At 37.3% G+C, this 17,393-nt stretch carries 10 protein-coding genes; 2 read left to right on the forward strand and 8 right to left on the reverse strand.

Going from position 1 to position 17,393, the window contains the following annotated elements:
- Positions 1–49: 49 nt before the first annotated feature.
- Positions 50–2,188 (reverse strand): winged helix-turn-helix domain-containing protein, encoded by a 2,139-nt coding sequence (locus H4J52_RS10150; RefSeq protein ID WP_182179544.1) that lies wholly within the window; start codon positions 2,186–2,188, stop codon positions 50–52.
- 184 nt (positions 2,189–2,372) lie between these two features.
- Between H4J52_RS10150 and H4J52_RS10155 the strand changes: the two genes are divergently transcribed.
- The gene (locus H4J52_RS10155; protein ID WP_182179542.1) at positions 2,373–3,260 is read left to right on the forward strand and encodes a nuclear transport factor 2 family protein; all 888 of its coding nucleotides are present in this window, start codon (positions 2,373–2,375) and stop codon (positions 3,258–3,260) included.
- Between the two features lie 648 nt (positions 3,261–3,908).
- Here H4J52_RS10155 and lpdA read toward each other — a convergent pair.
- The 4 genes from lpdA to pdhR form a co-directional block, all read right to left on the reverse strand.
- The gene (lpdA, locus tag H4J52_RS10160) at positions 3,909–5,342 is read right to left on the reverse strand and encodes a dihydrolipoyl dehydrogenase (protein ID WP_182179540.1); all 1,434 of its coding nucleotides are present in this window, start codon (positions 5,340–5,342) and stop codon (positions 3,909–3,911) included.
- 212 nt (positions 5,343–5,554) lie between these two features.
- Positions 5,555–7,228 carry a dihydrolipoyllysine-residue acetyltransferase gene (gene aceF / locus H4J52_RS10165; protein WP_182179538.1) on the reverse strand — a complete coding sequence of 558 codons (1,674 nt, stop codon included), beginning with the start codon at positions 7,226–7,228 and terminating at the stop codon, positions 5,555–5,557.
- 19 nt (positions 7,229–7,247) lie between these two features.
- Positions 7,248–9,935 (reverse strand): pyruvate dehydrogenase (acetyl-transferring), homodimeric type, encoded by a 2,688-nt coding sequence (gene aceE / locus H4J52_RS10170; RefSeq protein WP_182223293.1) that lies wholly within the window; start codon positions 9,933–9,935, stop codon positions 7,248–7,250.
- A 144-nt stretch (positions 9,936–10,079) separates the two neighbouring features.
- Entirely contained in the window at positions 10,080–10,841 is a 762-nt protein-coding gene (gene pdhR, locus H4J52_RS10175; protein ID WP_182179587.1) for a pyruvate dehydrogenase complex transcriptional repressor PdhR, read from the reverse strand.
- Between the two features lie 893 nt (positions 10,842–11,734).
- On the opposite strand from pdhR, the gene H4J52_RS10180 reads away from it, so the two are divergent.
- Positions 11,735–12,787 carry an ABC transporter substrate-binding protein gene (locus H4J52_RS10180; protein ID WP_259366711.1) on the forward strand — a complete coding sequence of 351 codons (1,053 nt, stop codon included), beginning with the start codon at positions 11,735–11,737 and terminating at the stop codon, positions 12,785–12,787.
- A gap of 151 nt (positions 12,788–12,938) precedes the next feature.
- Here H4J52_RS10180 and H4J52_RS10185 read toward each other — a convergent pair whose 3' ends face one another.
- From H4J52_RS10185 to H4J52_RS10195, 3 genes are read right to left on the reverse strand one after another with little or no spacing between them, the layout of a single operon-like run.
- On the reverse strand, positions 12,939–15,365 hold the full coding sequence (locus tag H4J52_RS10185; RefSeq protein ID WP_182224602.1) for an ABC transporter permease: 2,427 nt from the start codon (positions 15,363–15,365) through the stop codon (positions 12,939–12,941).
- Complete coding sequence (locus tag H4J52_RS10190; RefSeq protein ID WP_182179275.1) at positions 15,358–16,059, reverse strand: ABC transporter ATP-binding protein; 702 nt, start codon at positions 16,057–16,059, stop codon at positions 15,358–15,360. Before H4J52_RS10190 ends, H4J52_RS10185 begins: the two co-directional genes overlap by 8 nt.
- Entirely contained in the window at positions 16,056–17,324 is a 1,269-nt protein-coding gene (locus H4J52_RS10195) for an efflux RND transporter periplasmic adaptor subunit (protein WP_182179273.1), read from the reverse strand. The genes H4J52_RS10190 and H4J52_RS10195 overlap by 4 nt, the downstream gene beginning before the upstream one ends.
- Between the last annotated feature and the right edge of the window lie 69 nt (positions 17,325–17,393).

A 17,393-nucleotide genomic window follows, 5' to 3' on the forward strand; every position in this document is an offset into this window, starting at 1 on the left:
TTATTGTTAAGTGGTGAATTAATTATTTCATTTTTTATAAATCAATATATTACTGGCTTAATACTATTTTCATAATGTCACCTTGTGGTATGGGACTAGTGGTAAACAACGCTTTCATGCCATCCGTATTAAAATCTGTTATACGAGACCAATTAGGCAAGGTCATTAATAAGGTACTTCCACTATTTTTAGTGTTACCTATCTCATTATTAGTTAGAGGGTATTTATGTATTTTCCTAATGGGACCATCGCTTTGTGCTGTCATAATAGACTGCTTAACAACTTTGAGTTGACCGGGTTTTAAGTTGATTAAGTTTTCTATTGAATTATTAAACGGTGTTATTTCTTTAGTAATTAAATTCAATTTAATTACGCCACCAAATTCGTAATCAACTAATGTTAATGATTCACTATCCAAACTTTGTTGGGCAAAAAGCCCCGCTTTTTTTTGTATTAATTTTGGTTGTAACGTTTCTCGATCATATTCGTAAATATTTACTTGCCCTTTATGTTCACTAATGTACAAGCTTTCATCATTTTTGCTCCAAGCTAAAGGATATTTCATACTCGGAATGCTGGTTTTGCTGATTATCTCACCACTGGTGACAGAGATTATCGCCAATGTTAATTCCTCTTTTTGATAGATTACTGCCAAATAATCCTCCGCTTGCGACAAAATAGGCCTATGGATAAATGAGGCTTCGATTTTACTGACTTGTTTAGCGTGTTCCTTATTTACATCATATGCCCAAAGCTCATGGTAACCCGTACGATTAGAAACAAAATATATAGTGCTATTGTCTTTTGAAAAAATACTGAAGTATTCATTAGCATTGCTATTGAGTTTTGATAACTGATCAATTGTTTGTGTGTTGATATTGGCTATTTTTTGATTTAAAGGTGCAGAATAAGTGGCGTAATATATCTGATCATCTTTCATAAGTGCTCGGACAATATTTTGCCCTCCGGTACTTGGTAATATACTGGTAATTGAGCCATCATTTAAGTCTACACGCCAAATCCCTTTTGTAGTATATAGCTCACCTGAGATCAGTAAATATTTGTCTTCAATTAGTGACATGTGGGCAACTGATGTAAATCTTTTAGTGATAGTTTTATAACGATTCTTCTTTAAGTTCAACGCAACTATTTGTGTTACTTTATCACTATAATCAAAAAAGTAGATCGTTTTACCGTCTAAAGCATATAGTGGATTGTCAATTTCCGTGGGTAAATTTAGCTGAGAATCATGCAGATAGGTTACCTTACCATTAATCAGATTTAGTGACTTTAGTTCATTTAATCTATTATGCCGGTAATGATCATTTTCAAGAAAAGTCAGCTCATTTGGTGTAACTGAATTCATTGCTATACTATCGATATAGTATGTTGACTCATAAATAATTTCAGATTTCTGTTGTAATTTATGACGAATTATTTGATATTTTTCTGCTTTTTTACGTATATATATAAGCGTGTTTTCATCTAACCATAACGGTGAGTATTCTACCCAATGATCATTAGTGAATTGCTTCAATTGATTTGTTTTTAATGTTTTTAAGTAGAGGTCGACACGTTCTTCGGTAGAATGAACATATACCATTTTGTTGTGATCTTTGTAGAAAGAAAAGTCGCCTTCGACACCGGTATTGTGTGTTATTGGTAAAATACTTTCAATAATGAGCTTTTGTTGATTATTTTTTAATAATACATACTCAGTAAACCAAGTGATTGTCAGTGCCACAATTCCCAGCAAGCAACTGGCAAGTAACCACTTTTTATTTAAATTAAGTACATTATTTTTTTGAGAGTTTGGTGTTATTACTTCGGGTACAAGACTAGCGTTTTTTTTGGCTTCAATAATTTTCACTTCAGCGATAAATCTATAGCCTTTTTTAGGAATAGTTTCAATATATTGAGGATTTTTAGCATCGTCACCTAATGCATTACGTAATGAATAAATAAGTTGTGAGATACCTTCCTCACCAACTACTACGTTCGGCCAAATGGCTGTAAATATTTGTTTTCTGGTTACTACCTCCTCCTTACTACTTGTTAACAAAACTAACAAAGACATTACTTTTGCTTCTATACGTTTTTCTCTACCATTTTTTATCAATAAATTGGCTTGTGGATTAACAACATAATTTGAGAATGTAAATCCTTTATGCTCAAAACTAATTAACAAAGCCTTATCCTTTTGTTTTTAATGTAAATAATAAAATAATTATTTCTTTATAATTTTTATATTCCACTATTTCGTAATTTATCACAATATTCGAACGTTTTAAATCTAGTTCCAATTTATTCTATTTTTAAAATAAAACCATAATAAAAATCGTTGTTAAATAATTGATAATAAGGGAAAAGAAATGAGAAAATTGAGCTTTTGGGTTACTTTAATTACTGTATTAAGCCTTTCTGCATGTGGAGGGGATACTGGAGCAGACGGAGCGACTGGACAAGCAGGGGCAACAGGAGAAATAGGACAAAGAGGAGAAACTGGACAAGCAGGTGCAACGGGTGCTGCTGGAACAACAGCATGTGACAATGTTGGCTGTGAATTTGTTAATAAACTTATTGTAAAACAAATTTATAATGATGTTATCAATGGTAATAATATAGGATCAGTGGACTTTATATTCCATGAAGTGGTTCGTCAGGAGAGTATCGATTTTTATTCTACATTAATAACATCTAATCCTGAACACGTTGCTACTGTTAAGCATATCGTCGCTGATGGCGATTACGTAGCTGTGCATTGGCACTATTCCAATATGCCCGAAGACGAATTTACTGGAAATGCTAAAATTGACTTATATAAGTTAACAGAAGGTCAAATCACTGAGCATAAGGATTTCTCCATGACATATACAGCAAATACTAAAAGTGGAAATTCAGTGTTTAGTGATTTATATGACTATGAAACAACGTTCTCAAATAATGATACCGCCATTGAAGAAGCAAACAAGACTATGGTTGCTGATTTTTATGTCAATGCTTTTAATACTCAAAATGTAACGTTAATCGATGAGCTGGTTGATGAGAATTACTTACAACACAATCCATTTGTTCCTGATGGTCGTAGTGGATTGAGAGGTTATGTATCTAGTGGTTCAGCACCATCAAATATAGCCATTTTTGTTACCCTAGCTGAAGATGATTTGGTCTGGACATTTAGATCTGACGCACAAGTAGTTGATTTATGGAGAGTTGACAACAACATTAATAAAATTGTTGAGCACTGGGATGTATTTTAATAGCTAGCTTCCTATATGATGTATAAGTAACAGAATTTACAAACGATATCTATCTGTAAAGTATATCAAACAAGTATCAATTTTAGATATTAATGCACACTGTTACTATTCGTTCTGTGAGTTCAATAACTAAGCTGTATTACTGAGTTATTAAAGGTATATATCCAGTAACTCAGTACTTTAACATTCACACCTGGTATCTTTGGCAGATGAAAGGGCTTAAGAAATAATCTTCAAGCCCTTTGTTTATAACCATAACTGAGAGTTATCGAACTGCCTAAATTTATCGTTTCTAATGCATGTGTTTTCTTTAATATTGATGATTTTTTCGTGTTTTATCCTGAGATGCTAACAATAGTGTAAATATGATGATTAACTTTTTTAGCAATCACTATTGTCGCTAGACTTTTTGCTGCAATGCTACTTCATCTTTTATAATCAATCACGCTGGCGGACTAGAAGTAACATATAAACATGATGGTTTTAATTACTTAATTTAAGTATCTATTTTTCCTGAGTAAAAAAACCCCGTTAAAGCATATTTATACCCATTAATTGATATATATTTTCTGAGCAAAAAAAACCAGCAATCGTGTGCTGGCTTTGAATATTTACTATTTCATCAAAAAAACGACTTGAGTTTTTAAATTACTTCTTTTTCTTTACTGCTTTTGCATTAGGCAAATCAGTAATTGAACCTTCAAAAATCTCAGCCGCTAAGCCAATGGATTCGTTCAAGGTTGGGTGAGCATGAATCGTTAAACCAATATCTTCAGCATCTGCGCCCATTTCAACGGCTAAACAAATTTCACCCAGCATTTCGCCAGCATTGATACCAACAATAGCACCACCAAGAATACGACCGGTTTCTTTTTCAAAGATTAACTTAGTTTTACCTTCAGTACGGCCAGAGGCGATAGCACGACCAGAAGCCGCCCAAGGGAAGTTAGCCACTTCAATGTTTAAACCTTGCTCTTTAGCTTCAGTCTCTGTTACGCCAGTCCAAGCCATTTCAGGATCAGTGTAAGCAACAGAAGGGATACAACGTGGTTCAAAGGTATGTTTCTTACCTGAGATAACTTCTGCTGCACAATGCGCTTCATGAACCGCTTTATGTGCAAGCATAGGTTGACCAACAACATCACCAATCGCAAAAATATGTGGAACGTTAGTACGTAGTTCATTCGTTACATTGATAAAACCACGTTCATCAACGTTAACACCTGCTTTGTCAGCAGCAACTAAATGACCATTTGGCTTACGGCCAACAGCCACTAAAATTTTGTCGTAACGTACAGGTTCTGCTGGTGCTTTTTTACCTTCAAAAGTCACATACAAACCGTCAACTTTAGCTTCAACTGCAACCACTTTAGTAGATAACATAATGTTGAAGTTTTTCTTGTTGAAATTAGTATAAATTTTAACAATGTCTTTATCTGCAGCTGGTACTAATTGATCAGCAAATTCAACCACTGAAACATTAGCGCCTAAAGCTCTGTATACCGTACCCATTTCTAGACCGATGATACCACCACCCAATACTAACATTTCATCAGGAATATCATGAAGTTCTAAGGCGCCTGTTGAATCAATAACGCGTGGATCATCATTTGGAATAAAAGGTAAATCGATAACAGAAGAACCTGCAGCGATAATAGCATTATCAAAAGTAACCGTCGTTTTCTCGCCGTCATTGCCTTCAACTTCAATCGTTTTATCTGAAGTAAACTTGCCGTAACCATAAACTGTAGTCACTTTACGCGCTTTAGACATTCCACCTAAGCCGCCAGTAAGTTGAGAAACTACACTATCTTTCCAGTCACGAATTTTATCTAAATTAATTTCTGGCTTACCAAAGGTAACTCCGTGAGAAGCCATAGCAGCTGCATCATCAATAACTTTAGCAACATGAAGTAATGCTTTTGATGGTATACAACCGACGTTCAAACAAACGCCACCTAATGTTTTGCGGCTTTCAACTAATACTACGTCTAAACCTAAATCTGCTGCACGAAATGCTGCAGAATAACCACCGGGGCCTGAACCTAGTACTACTACTTGAGTTTTAATATCGTTACTCATGTTTACCTCAATTAACTTGTTGTTTTGTCATTTATCGCTTTGCCAATATGGAAAGCCACAAATATAATATTATTTATACTTTACTGGGCGGAATTTTACTTAAACTCCTACCAAAGTACCATCTTTAATCGCGCCTTCTTTGACCAAAGTAGTTAAAATGAGGTGCTTTAGGGCATCCTCATTTTTTACATCATGGTCAATTACCCTATAAATTATAAGATCAATTGGCGAATGTCAGACATTACACTTGCTAAGTGTACCGTAAAGCGCGCTGCTAATGCACCGTCGATAACACGATGGTCGTAAGACATTGACAATGGCAACATAAGTTTAGGCTCAAAGTCTTTACCATTCCACTTAGGTTTCATTTCAGATTTAGAAACACCTAAAATAGCGACCTCTGGTGCATTAACAATTGGTGTAAATGCTGTACCACCAATACCACCAAGGCTAGAAATCGTAAAACAACCACCTTGCATATCAGTTGCTTTCAACTTTCCATCACGTGCTTTCATGCTAATTTCTAAAAGCTCACGAGATAACTGGTGAATCCCTTTTTGATCAACATCACGCACAACGGGAACAACCAAACCGTTTGGCGTATCAACAGCAACACCAATGTGAATGTATTTTTTCAAAATCAAGCTTTCACCGTCTTCACTCAAGCTTGAGTTAAACGTTGGGAATTCACGTAAAGCATCTGCCGCCGCTTTTAAAATAAAAACTAAAGGTGTAATTTTAAAACCAAGCTTTTTCTTTTCACAAATTACGTTTTGTTCTTTACGGAACGCTTCAACATTAGTGATATCAGCTTCATCAAATTGAGTAACATGTGGAATAGTGACCCAGTTGCGATGTAAAAAGGGACCTGATATTTTCTGAATACGGGTAAGTGCTTTTGTTTCAATTTCACCAAACTTAGAGAAATCGATTGCCTTAGCACTAACAACTTGTAAACCACCTTCGCCAGCAGCAACTGAGCTACCCGCATTAGCTTTTGGACGAGAAAGTTCATATTTCACGTAAGACTGTACGTCTTCTTTTAAAATACGGCCTTTCCTGCCCATTCCTTTAACTAACGTTAAATCAACACCAAATTCACGCGCAATACGACGAATTGATGGCGAAGTATAAATACTTCCCGAAGAAACCATTTTACCCGCTTGCGGGTGATGTGGCACTGGTGCAGCTTTTACTGCCGCTACCGCTGGCGCAGGTTTAGCTTTTGGCGCTTCAACCTCTTTTTCAGGTGCTGGCGCTGGTGCTTCAATAGGCGATCCGCTTGATGTTTCAAGCTTAATGACAATAGAGCCCTGCTTTACTTTTCCGCCCACACTCACAAATACTTCTTTAACCGTACCCGCATGTGATGATGGAACATCCATAGTCGCTTTATCTGTCTCTAAGGTGATCAAGCCATCTTCAATTTCAATCACATCACCGACATTAACTAAGACGTCAATCACTTCTACTTCACCGTCTTCACCGATATCTGGCACAGTAATTTCAATGATTTCGCTTTCTGTAGAAACAGAGTCAACAGGCGGTTCAGTCGCTTTTCCTGGTGCTGGAGTTTCTTTCGCTTCTTCGGCAACTGGAGTTGCTTCTTGAGCTTCTTCCACAACTGGCGCTTCTTCAGAAGTTGCTGATGATGATGTCATTTCAGCAATAACGTCACCTTCTTTGATTTTGTCACCAACGTTGACCAATAATGCCGATAACTTACCTGAAAATGGTGCAGGAATGTCCATTGAGGCTTTATCGGTTTCAACGGTAATAATCCCTTCATCTGCTTCTACGTCGTCACCAACAGCAAAACAAATTTCAATAATTTCAACTTCATCGCCACCAACATCAGGGACTAGAATTTTTTGACTATCTGACATAATAACTCTCCGTTCCTGTTTATGCGTAAAGTGGGTTAAGTTTTTCAGTGTCGATATCAAAACGTTTAATCGCTTCGCTAACCACTGAACGTTCAACATCACCACGATTAGCTAATTCAAATAACGCCGCAACAACGACATAAGCTGCATTTACTTCAAAGTGCGTACGTAAATTTGCACGACTATCACTACGACCAAAGCCATCAGTACCTAAACAACGGTATTCGGTGTCTATGTAGGCACGTACTTGTTCTGAGTAGTTTTTAATATAGTCAGTTGCGGCAACAGCCGGACCATTTTCTTTAGTAATAACGTTAGAAATGTACGCTTGTTTTTGTTTACTCTCTGGGTGAAGCATATTCCAACGCGCGACATCTTGTCCGTCTCGGGCTAATTCATTGAATGAAGTTACCGAGTAAACATCACTTGAAACGCCGTAGTCAGCACTTAAGATTTGCGCCGCTTCACGTACTTTTTCCAAAATTGTGCCTGAGCCCATCAACTGAACATTCACTTTAGCTTTTTTCGCCACTTTCTTTGCAGGAACAGTTTCAAGCTTGTAAATACCTTTAATAATTTGCTCTTCTACATCTTTACTGTCAGGCATTGCCGGATGTTTGTAGTTTTCATTCATTAACGTCATGTAAAAGAAAATATTTTCATTTTCTTCGTACATGCGACGTAAACCTTCACGCACAATAACCGATATTTCATAACCGTATGTTGGATCGTAAGTAACACAGTTCGGAATTAAACCCGCTTGCACATGTGAATGGCCATCTTGATGTTGTAAACCTTCTCCGTTCAAGGTTGTACGACCGGCAGTAGCACCTAATAAGAACCCTTTAGCTTGGCTATCGCCAGCAGCCCAAGCTAAATCGCCTACGCGCTGGAAACCGAACATTGAATAGTAAATGTAAAATGGGATAGTCGTCGCATTACAAGTTGAGTAAGACGTACCTGCAGCTACCCAAGACGCCATAGCACCTAATTCATTAATACCTTCTTGTAGAACCTGACCTTTTTTATCTTCGCGATAATAAGCAACTTGGTCAGCATCTTGTGGAACGTATTTTTGTCCTTCATTAGCATAAATGCCAACTTGGCGGAATAAACCTTCCATACCAAAAGTACGTGCTTCATCAGGGATAATAGGCACAATACGTTTCCCTATTTTTTTATCTTTTAATAACGCATTTAATACACGAACAAAAGTCATTGTTGAAGAGACTTCGCGATCACCTGAGCCTTTCAATATTGCGTCAAAGACTTTAAGAGGTGGAATTTCTAACGTTTCATCTGCTTGCACACGACGAGCAGGTAAAGACCCACCTAACGCTTCACGACGCGCTTTCATGTACTTAAACTCTTCGCTTTCTTCAGGGAATCGATAGAAAGGTAAATCAGCAATTTCATCATCACTAATGGGCATATTGAAACGATCACGGTAAAGCTTAATAGATTCAACATCCATTTTCTTCACGTTATGAGCAACATTTAATGCTTCGCCTGAAGCACCTAAACCAAAACCTTTCACTGTTTTCGCTAGAATGACGGTTGGACGACCTTTAGTTTCTATCGCTTTTTTATAAGCCGCATAAACTTTAACCGGGTCGTGCCCACCTCGGTTTAAACGATAAATATCTTCATCAGACATATTGGCAACCAATGCCGCTGTTTCAGGGTACTTATTGAAGAAGTTTTCCCGCGTATATTTACCCCCCTTGGCTTTACAGTTTTGGTATTCACCATCAACGGTTTCTTCCATAAGTTGTAAAAGTTTACCTGAAGTATCACGAGCAATAAGGGCATCCCAGTATGAACCCCAAATAACTTTAACAACTTCCCAGCCAGCGCCACGAAAGGTCCCTTCAAGTTCTTGAATAATTTTGCCATTACCACGAACTGGGCCATCTAAGCGTTGCAAGTTACAGTTAACAACAAAGGTTAAGTTATCTAAATCTTCACGCGAAGCTAAACCAATAGCCCCTAATGATTCAGGCTCATCTGTTTCACCATCGCCTAAGTAACAATAGACACGTTGTCCTGAACAGTCTTTAATACCACGATCGGTTAAATATTTAAGGAAACGTGCAGTATAAATGGCTTGTAATGGACCTAAGCCCATTGAAACAGTAGGAAATTGCCAAAAGTCTTTCATCAAATGAGGATGAGGATAAGAAGATAACCCTTTACCATCACATTCTTGACGGAAGTTATTCATTTGAGATTCAGTTAAACGACCTTCCATAAACGCACGGGCATAAATACCTGGAGAGATATGTCCTTGTGCGAAAATAAAATCGCCACCATCTTTTTCAGAAGCAGCTCTGAAGAAGTGATTAAAACCCACATCATAAAGCATCGCAGAAGAGGCGAAACTGCCAATGTGTCCGCCAAGATCTAAATCTTTTCTAGATGCACGTAAAACTAATACTAAAGCGTTCCAACGGATAGCAGCACGAATACGCGCTTCAATGGTTTGATCGCCGGGCATATTTGGCTCTTGTCCCGGAGGAATAGTGTTTACATAAGCCGTTTTTGCTTCGAAAGGTAAATGTGTACCACTGCGACGAGCGCGGTCAATAAGTTTTTCTAAAATGAAATGTGCGCGATCCGGACCTTCATTTTCCAGAATAGAATCCATAGATTCCAACCACTCTTGGGTTTCCAATGAATCTAAATCAATCTTCGGGAGCTCAGACATAATTACTTAGTCTCCAATAGTTAGTGTAAAGTTAAATTTCTGTGTTTAAAGATAGTCAACTTTTGCATATTTACATGCTTTGATTACCGTTAAACGATTATTGTCTAAATTTTATTTTGCAACATGATTTCAACGTAATAGCCGTTAATATTCACTACGTTGCATTCTGCGCATTGATCTTTCCATGCGGCTATTCTCTTGTGACATTTTTAGCAGTACCTCTTCTATAAAAGCGAGGTGACGATGACTTGCCCCCCAAGCTTTTTGTGGTTGCCCGCTAATAATGGCGTCTAACAAACGTTTTCTAAATTCAGCCATTTGCGCAAATATATCAGGGCGCTTGGCTAAAACTGTTAAATTTTGTTCTATGTTGTCAATCAACAAACTCGACATACTGCGTGCTAAATGCAACGTTACTGCATTGTGTGACGCTGCACAGATAGCGAGATAAAAATCAAAAACCGCTTCCGCTTCTAAACGTACATCGTTTTCTAGTTGAGCATTTCCAATACCATCATGTTTTTTTTGTATCGCTGCAAAATCACTCTCAGTACCACGCATCGCTGCATAATATGAAGACATACCCTCAATACCATGACGAAACTCTAATAGATCAAATTGTGACTCTTTACTTTGCGACATAAGTTCAAATAACGGATCAGATAATCCTGACAAAATCTGGTCGCTGACAAATGTTCCACCACCTTGGCGACGATTCACTAAACCTTTCGCTTCTAGCTTTTGAATCGCTTCACGCAATGACGGTCGAGAAACATCAAATTGCTTCGCTAATTCTCGCTCAGGTGGTAATTTTTCACCTGCTTGCAAACTACCTTCAAGGATCAAAGCCTCTAATTGTCGTAATATTACATCTGACAACTTTGCTTGTTTAACTGGTTTTTGAATACCTGACAATGTCATAACTAGCAGCTCAGCCTATAGTTTTATTGGCTCAAAGAAGGTTAATTTAAAAAAAGTACGTAAACTCATTCTAAAAATCATTCAAAAACCAATAGGTAAATTGGTCTTACCAATCATAAAAGTGATGTAAAAATAGCAAAAAAAACAGATTTTGTAAAGAGAAGATAGTTCAGCTGAGCCGAGATTCCAAGTACTATTTTAGAGCTCAAGCTTCAAACATTCGTTTGAATTAAGAGTAATATAGTTTATCAATCATTGAAATTGGCATCTTGTTTACAATGAGAATATTATTGATGTCCATCTTTGATGGGGAGTTATCTTGTACCACCAAACTGCTGATAGTTATGCTGTAAGGGTTTATTTTCAACGGCTTTGACCTTTAAACGCGGCTCAACACAGTCAATATTATTTTATTGAATATTAAATGTATACTGATATTTTACTTCGACTTCAAAGAATGAGCAGAGAATAATAGAGAATGAATAGATAAAAACATACTATATATCAATAACCTAATACACATTACAATCCGTAACCTTAGTTAAATAGCAACTAATAGTTACTCACTAGCACGCCTAACTCTGGCCACCAACGTTGTTGCTCAATGGCGTGCTCACGAAGTAGATTAAGTGCATCTTGTATTAACCAGTGACCATTTTTCATTATGGCATCTGGATTTTTAAGAATACTAAGGTCTTTTGTCGGCTCGTTCTTTGTTAGGATCAAATTTGCCTTAAAACCAACTATAAGATAATTTGACCGCTTTAATAAGAGAATAACAGTAAGTTTTTTCTTGCACTCGTCAATATCCACTTTTAATCACTATGAAATAATGATAACTATCAACTATACTCAAAGGCAACATCCGAAAACCTTATATGATGGAGCTAACTAATATTATTCTGCTTTTTGACAAAAAAAATCAAAGTACCTCTACTGCAAAAGCTAAAGTATTTAACTATGCGTTAGCTTCTTGTTTGAGTGCTATCAAAAGTATCGCTTTACTCCTTATCTTGCTGATTTATTGCAGCATTAACTCTATTGCACAAGCTAAAGTAAAAGCACAAGACGAAAAGTTAGTTGTTAGTTATTACGCTAATGGTCAAGAATTTTCCATTTTTGGTAAAAAAACATCGCAAGGCTATCGCTTTAATGGGCACGCTAAAAAAATCATTCATTTAGCGACTTTAAATTGGCCTCCTTACATTGGTGAGACACTTTGTAATAAGGGTTGGGTATTTCAATTTACTGTCGCACTACTCGCCAGTAAAGGCTACCAGGTCAATATTAATTTTTATCCATGGGCAAGAGCAGTAAAACTAGTAGAGCAAGGAAGAATTGATGTACTTTTTCCTGAATACTTTATTGAAGAAACCGCGCCTTCTGATCATTACCCCCAAAAAACTCGCCGAGAATTACTCAGCTTATCTAATAAATTTCCCGGTGGCGGTTTAGCGTTATTACAGCGTAAAGGCAGTGATTTTAATTTAGATAAAGGCTTGTCGGTACTTAAAGGTAGAATAATCGGTGTTGTGCGTGGCTATCAAAATACCCCTGAGTTTGATGGTATGATGGATGCCAAAGTATTTTCGGTGGTTGAAGCTGTTGATGAATGGCAACTTATTGAGTTATTAACCTCAAAGCGTGTCGAGTTTATTGTTGGCGATCCTAAAGTGTTTACCTTTACGATTAATAATTCTCCATTAACGCCAAAGCAGAAGCAGCGATTACTCAACAAAATTGAATCAGTGAAACCCAGCCTAGATTATAAGCCTTTATATTTTGCTGTGAGTAAAAAGTCACCACAAGCAAAGCAGGTAATGAAAGATATTAATATTGCTATTGCACAGTTTAAAAAAAGTGGGGAAACAGAACGGTTAATCCAGCTTGACGGGCAATGCCCTGATGTCACGCTCCCCCTTTCTCTTTAATAATACTCTCCCGGCTCTTTAGCCATTTAATAAAAAGAGATAAGCTACTGATTAAATAGCTTTATAGAAAGCCACCAAAGCATAAACTAACCATTAATGGTTAAAATATTGTTGAACCATCTTCAGATTACGGTCGTTTACGTAAATAAAATTACTCATATCGCAAACTCGATGAGGGTTTCACACTGGCGGTTCTTAATGCTATCGCAGCCACAGTAAACCAAGTAACTAGACCTACAACTATCGCTGCTGCAATGTAAATAATAAAACTCTGATTTATCCGCTCATTAAAATTATTCAACCAGTTATTTATAAAGTAATAAGACACTGGAAAAGCAATCAATAAACTCAAACCAATCAGCACAATAGATTCTCCGGTTAATAATGTCATTAAAGAAAGTCTCGATGCTCCTAAGACTTTACGAATAGCAATTTCTTGACCGCGCTGTTGGGCACTAAATGATGCTAAACCAAACATACCAACACAGGTTAGAAACACAGCCAAGGCAGAAAATATTGCCACCATATCGACCAACTGATTATCAGTTTGATAAAGCTGTTGATAATTATGCTCCACTAACTCAATTTCTACCGCATTTAACTTTAAACGTTGCTCAACGAGATTAATAATATCTTTTTGAATTTTATACGAATGCTGGTCGTTCACTTCAATAACGACTGAACCGGTGCTCGGGATAGTTAAACCACAAACAAATAATACCGGATAAGCGATATTTCGAGCTGAGCCAATCTTGACATCTTTGACAACACCCACGATTTTTCCTTGAAGATTTTGATGTCCACCTGCACCAAAGTGCCAGATTTGACCAATAGCTTGTTCAGCAGTTTTATACCCTGCCGCCATTAACACTGATTCTGGAATAATAATGGCAACGGTTTTTTGTTGTTCATTAAACCAGTCTGATTGATATTGAGCTGAGAAGTCACGACCCGCAATCAGTTGTAGACCTAAAGCCTGTACGACATTAAAACCCACTCCACCCAAGCCCATACCTTGGCTAAAGTCATTTACACCTGGTATTGATGATACAAATGCACCGGCATTGGTCGACTTTGTTAAATCAAAATCAATAGGTGTCGAAGAAATAACACCGTCAATAGTAGATAACGCTTGATAAAATGACTGATTTCTTTTTGGAAAAAGCAAATCAGCAGGCACATCAAGAACTCGAAGACGTTGGTTTTTCTCATAATTCACTTCTAGATTTTGTAAGTGATGTAATTGAAAATATAGACTAGCCGCGGCAATGATCAAACTCACCGATAACGCAGCTTGTAAAATCATTAATGACTTTCTCACTAATATAGCGGTTTTTCCTCGTCCAAAATCACCACTGAGCACTCGATGAAGACTAAAAGAAGAAATAAATACCGCGGGATATAAGCCTGAAGCGATCCCAATAGCCACCGTAGTAACAATAATTTCAAACAGATATTGTGACCAATTTCCAATCACAAGTTCGCGGCCGACCAACTGGTTGAAAGCGGGCAATAACAATTCAACTAGCCCACAAGCGAATAAAGCTGAAATAAGTGCAATAGCAACAGACTCAGTTAAAAACTGCACAATAAGTTGCAACTTACTGGCGCCAAGGACTTTACGAACCCCGACTTCTTTTGCCCTAACACCAGCCTGAGCAATACTCATGTTAATATAGTTAAAGCTTGAGATCAGTAATAATAAAAGGCTCAACGCGATACTGATCAACACCGTTTTTTCTGACCCCCCTATTTTCATATCAACCGTAAAGTTAGGAGCAAGATGAATATCTAGCAGCGGTTGTAAATCAAAGCGAAGTTCATTACTTTCATCTTGCCAAATGCGATTGAATATTTCAGTGGTCTGCGTGGCTATATTGTCAACATCAGCATCCGGTGACAACTTCAAGTATGTGTATGATATTTTACCTCTAATATGCATAAAGGCTTTTGCTGAAACAATTGAACTCATTGCATAATGACTATTATCACTAAAATCTGCAAATACCGCGCTCACTTCCATAGTCTGGTTGTTTTCAAGCAACAAAAATGTTTTACCGACGGCATTTTCACTACCAAATAAACGCAGCGCTTCAGAAGACGATAAGGCAATCTTATTGGGCTGACTTAAAACCGTTGCCAAATCGCCTTGCAATACATCGATAGCAATGAAATCTGTTAAGTTTTCCGGGGCAGCAATAATTTTTTCTAACTTGAAATTGTCAGCACCTATGCTCACTTTTCCTGTCCATAAAAATTTACCGTTAATCAAGTTTAAAACGTCTTCAACACCAGACACTTTGGTTAAAAATTGATAGCCATGAGGTGATGTCATCGGATATTCATTGCCACTGAGTTTTTGATGCATAACCACACGATAAGTCCGACTAGCGTCAGGTTGAAAATTGTCGTAAGAATTTTCATTTAGGGTAAAAAGCGTGATCATCAATGCCGCAGCTAAGCCAATAGATAAACCAATAACCGTTAAAACAAGGTTCATCTTATGACGTACTAACGATCGAAAGGCACTAACAATATAATTGCTAAAAAGAGAACTACTGAATAAATGTTTAAGCATATTGGACCTCACGCGCGGTATCACTGGCTTGATCAACGATAATTTGACCATCAAAAAGGCGGATTACTCGACTGGCATATTTAGCATCATGCTCAGAGTGAGTAACCATAATAACGGTAGTGCCATCAGCGTTTAACTCTCTCAGCATCGCCATAACTTCCTCGCCATTTTTTGAGTCAAGATTACCGGTCGGTTCATCGGCTAGAATTATTTTTGGCTTGATAACTAAGGCTCTAGCAACCGCAACTCTTTGCTGTTGTCCGCCAGAGAGCTGTTGGGGCAAATGATCTGCACGATGTTCAATAGCCACTTTTTTCAAAATGTCGCTAACACGTTTTTTACGCTCAGCTTTAGATATTTTCAAATATTGCAAGGGTAATTCGACGTTTTCAAAAACGGTTAAACTGTCAATTAAATTAAAACTTTGGAAAACAAAACCAATTGATGAACTTCTTAACTTAGAGAGTTTACGTTCACCATATTTAGCAATATTTTGCTCAGCAAAGTAATAATCACCACTGTTTGGCGAGTCCAACATACCTAACATTGAGAGCAAAGTTGATTTCCCACAACCAGAAGGACCCATAATAGCTAAAAAGTCCCCTTGTTCTACGGTTAAATTAATTTTATTAAGAGCTGTTGTTTCAATGTCTTGTGTACGAAAAACTTGTGATGCGTTAATCAATTTTATCATGATTTCTGTCCTGTAATTTTAATAGTATCGGCTTGATTAAAAGCGTTATAATTTGACGTGATCACTCTTTCACCAGCAACTAACCCTTCAAGAATTTGAAAATAATGTAGATTTTTTTTACCTAATTTAATTAAACGCCGCTGTGCTGTGCTGCCATCGTCACTTAGCACAAAGGCCCAGTTGCCACCGGTACTGTTAACAAAAGCACCACGTTTAACTAATAAAGAGTTTTTTATGTCCTTGCTCAGCATTAGATCAAGCTCAAGGCCTTGGCCGCGCTTAATATGCTCGATATTAGCGGGTAAGTTAAACTCAATTCTAAATTGTGCTTGTTTCACACGGCTATCTATTTTTGTCACTTTTATATTATGGCTTTCACCATTTATGAATAACTGCGCATTCATCGCTAAGGTAATTTGGTTCAAGTAATATTCATCAACATTTACCCTCAGTTTAAATTGCTTTGGAATATCAATTTGTCCCAATCGAGCCCCTCGGCTTTTAGACTCGCCCAACTCAACATTCAATTCACTTAAATATCCTGACACCGGAGCTTTTATCAGTAAGTTATCTAAGTTTCTACGAGCAAAGATCAGATTTTTTTGAAGCATTTTTGCACTTTCTTCAAGCTGTTCAACTTGCACTTGACGTATTTCTTCTTCTTGTTGCTGTCGTTGACTCGTTAACCTTTGGCGTTGTTGGTAGTAAAGTAAATCTAACTCAAGACTTTCAAGTTTATCTTTAGCCAAAACGCCCTGCTCGACCAAGGGTTCGAACTGTTTAATTTTACGGTTAAGATGTGATATTTTCAGCTCAATTTCAAGTAAGTCTCGACGTAAATTAAGTCGATTAGTTGTCATGGCCATTTGGGTATTACGTAAAAAATTTAACTGCTCGGTAACTTGTGCTTCTCGGCTCATTACATCTAACTGCAGTGAAACATTCGACAAACGCACTAAGGCCTGGCCTTTAACAACATACTGTCCTTGCTCAACCAATTTTTCTTCAATGCGGCCACCCGCTATAGCATCAAGGTAAATGGTTGATTGGGGACTAATACTGCCTCTTAACCTGAGTTTGTCGGCGAAATCACCCGAAAAGACTTTTGCTGAAGTTAGTGTATTTACCGAGACATGCTGAACCTTACCATCGACACTTTTTGCGTTTATTATCCAAGTGAAAACTACAAGTATCGAAGCAATAAGCAACATCACGCTAATTTTGGCAAACTTGTTATATTTGAGCTGTTGAATCTGTTGGTCCATGTTGCCATCCTATTATCATAAATATTTCACGGTGAATGTTTATACCTAAACTATTTGAAGATGCTGGTT

The organism is Colwellia sp. MB02u-14, assembly GCF_014076915.1.
GTDB lineage: Bacteria > Pseudomonadota > Gammaproteobacteria > Enterobacterales > Alteromonadaceae > Colwellia_A.

Bases quoted from the DNA above. Each gene is read 5' to 3' on its own strand.
- H4J52_RS10195 (WP_182179273.1), bottom strand. From the start codon at position 17,324: ATGGACCAACAGATTCAACAGCTCAAATATAACAAGTTTGCCAAAATT.
- aceE (WP_182223293.1), bottom strand. From the start codon at position 9,935: ATGTCTGAGCTCCCGAAGATTGATTTAGATTCATTGGAAACCCAAGAG.
- H4J52_RS10190 (WP_182179275.1), bottom strand. From the start codon at position 16,059: ATGATAAAATTGATTAACGCATCACAAGTTTTTCGTACACAAGACATT.
- H4J52_RS10180 (WP_259366711.1), top strand. From the start codon at position 11,735: ATGATGGAGCTAACTAATATTATTCTGCTTTTTGACAAAAAAAATCAA.
- lpdA (WP_182179540.1), bottom strand. From the start codon at position 5,342: ATGAGTAACGATATTAAAACTCAAGTAGTAGTACTAGGTTCAGGCCCC.
- H4J52_RS10185 (WP_182224602.1), bottom strand. From the start codon at position 15,365: ATGCTTAAACATTTATTCAGTAGTTCTCTTTTTAGCAATTATATTGTT.
- aceF (WP_182179538.1), bottom strand. From the start codon at position 7,228: ATGTCAGATAGTCAAAAAATTCTAGTCCCTGATGTTGGTGGCGATGAA.
- H4J52_RS10155 (WP_182179542.1), top strand. From the start codon at position 2,373: ATGAGAAAATTGAGCTTTTGGGTTACTTTAATTACTGTATTAAGCCTT.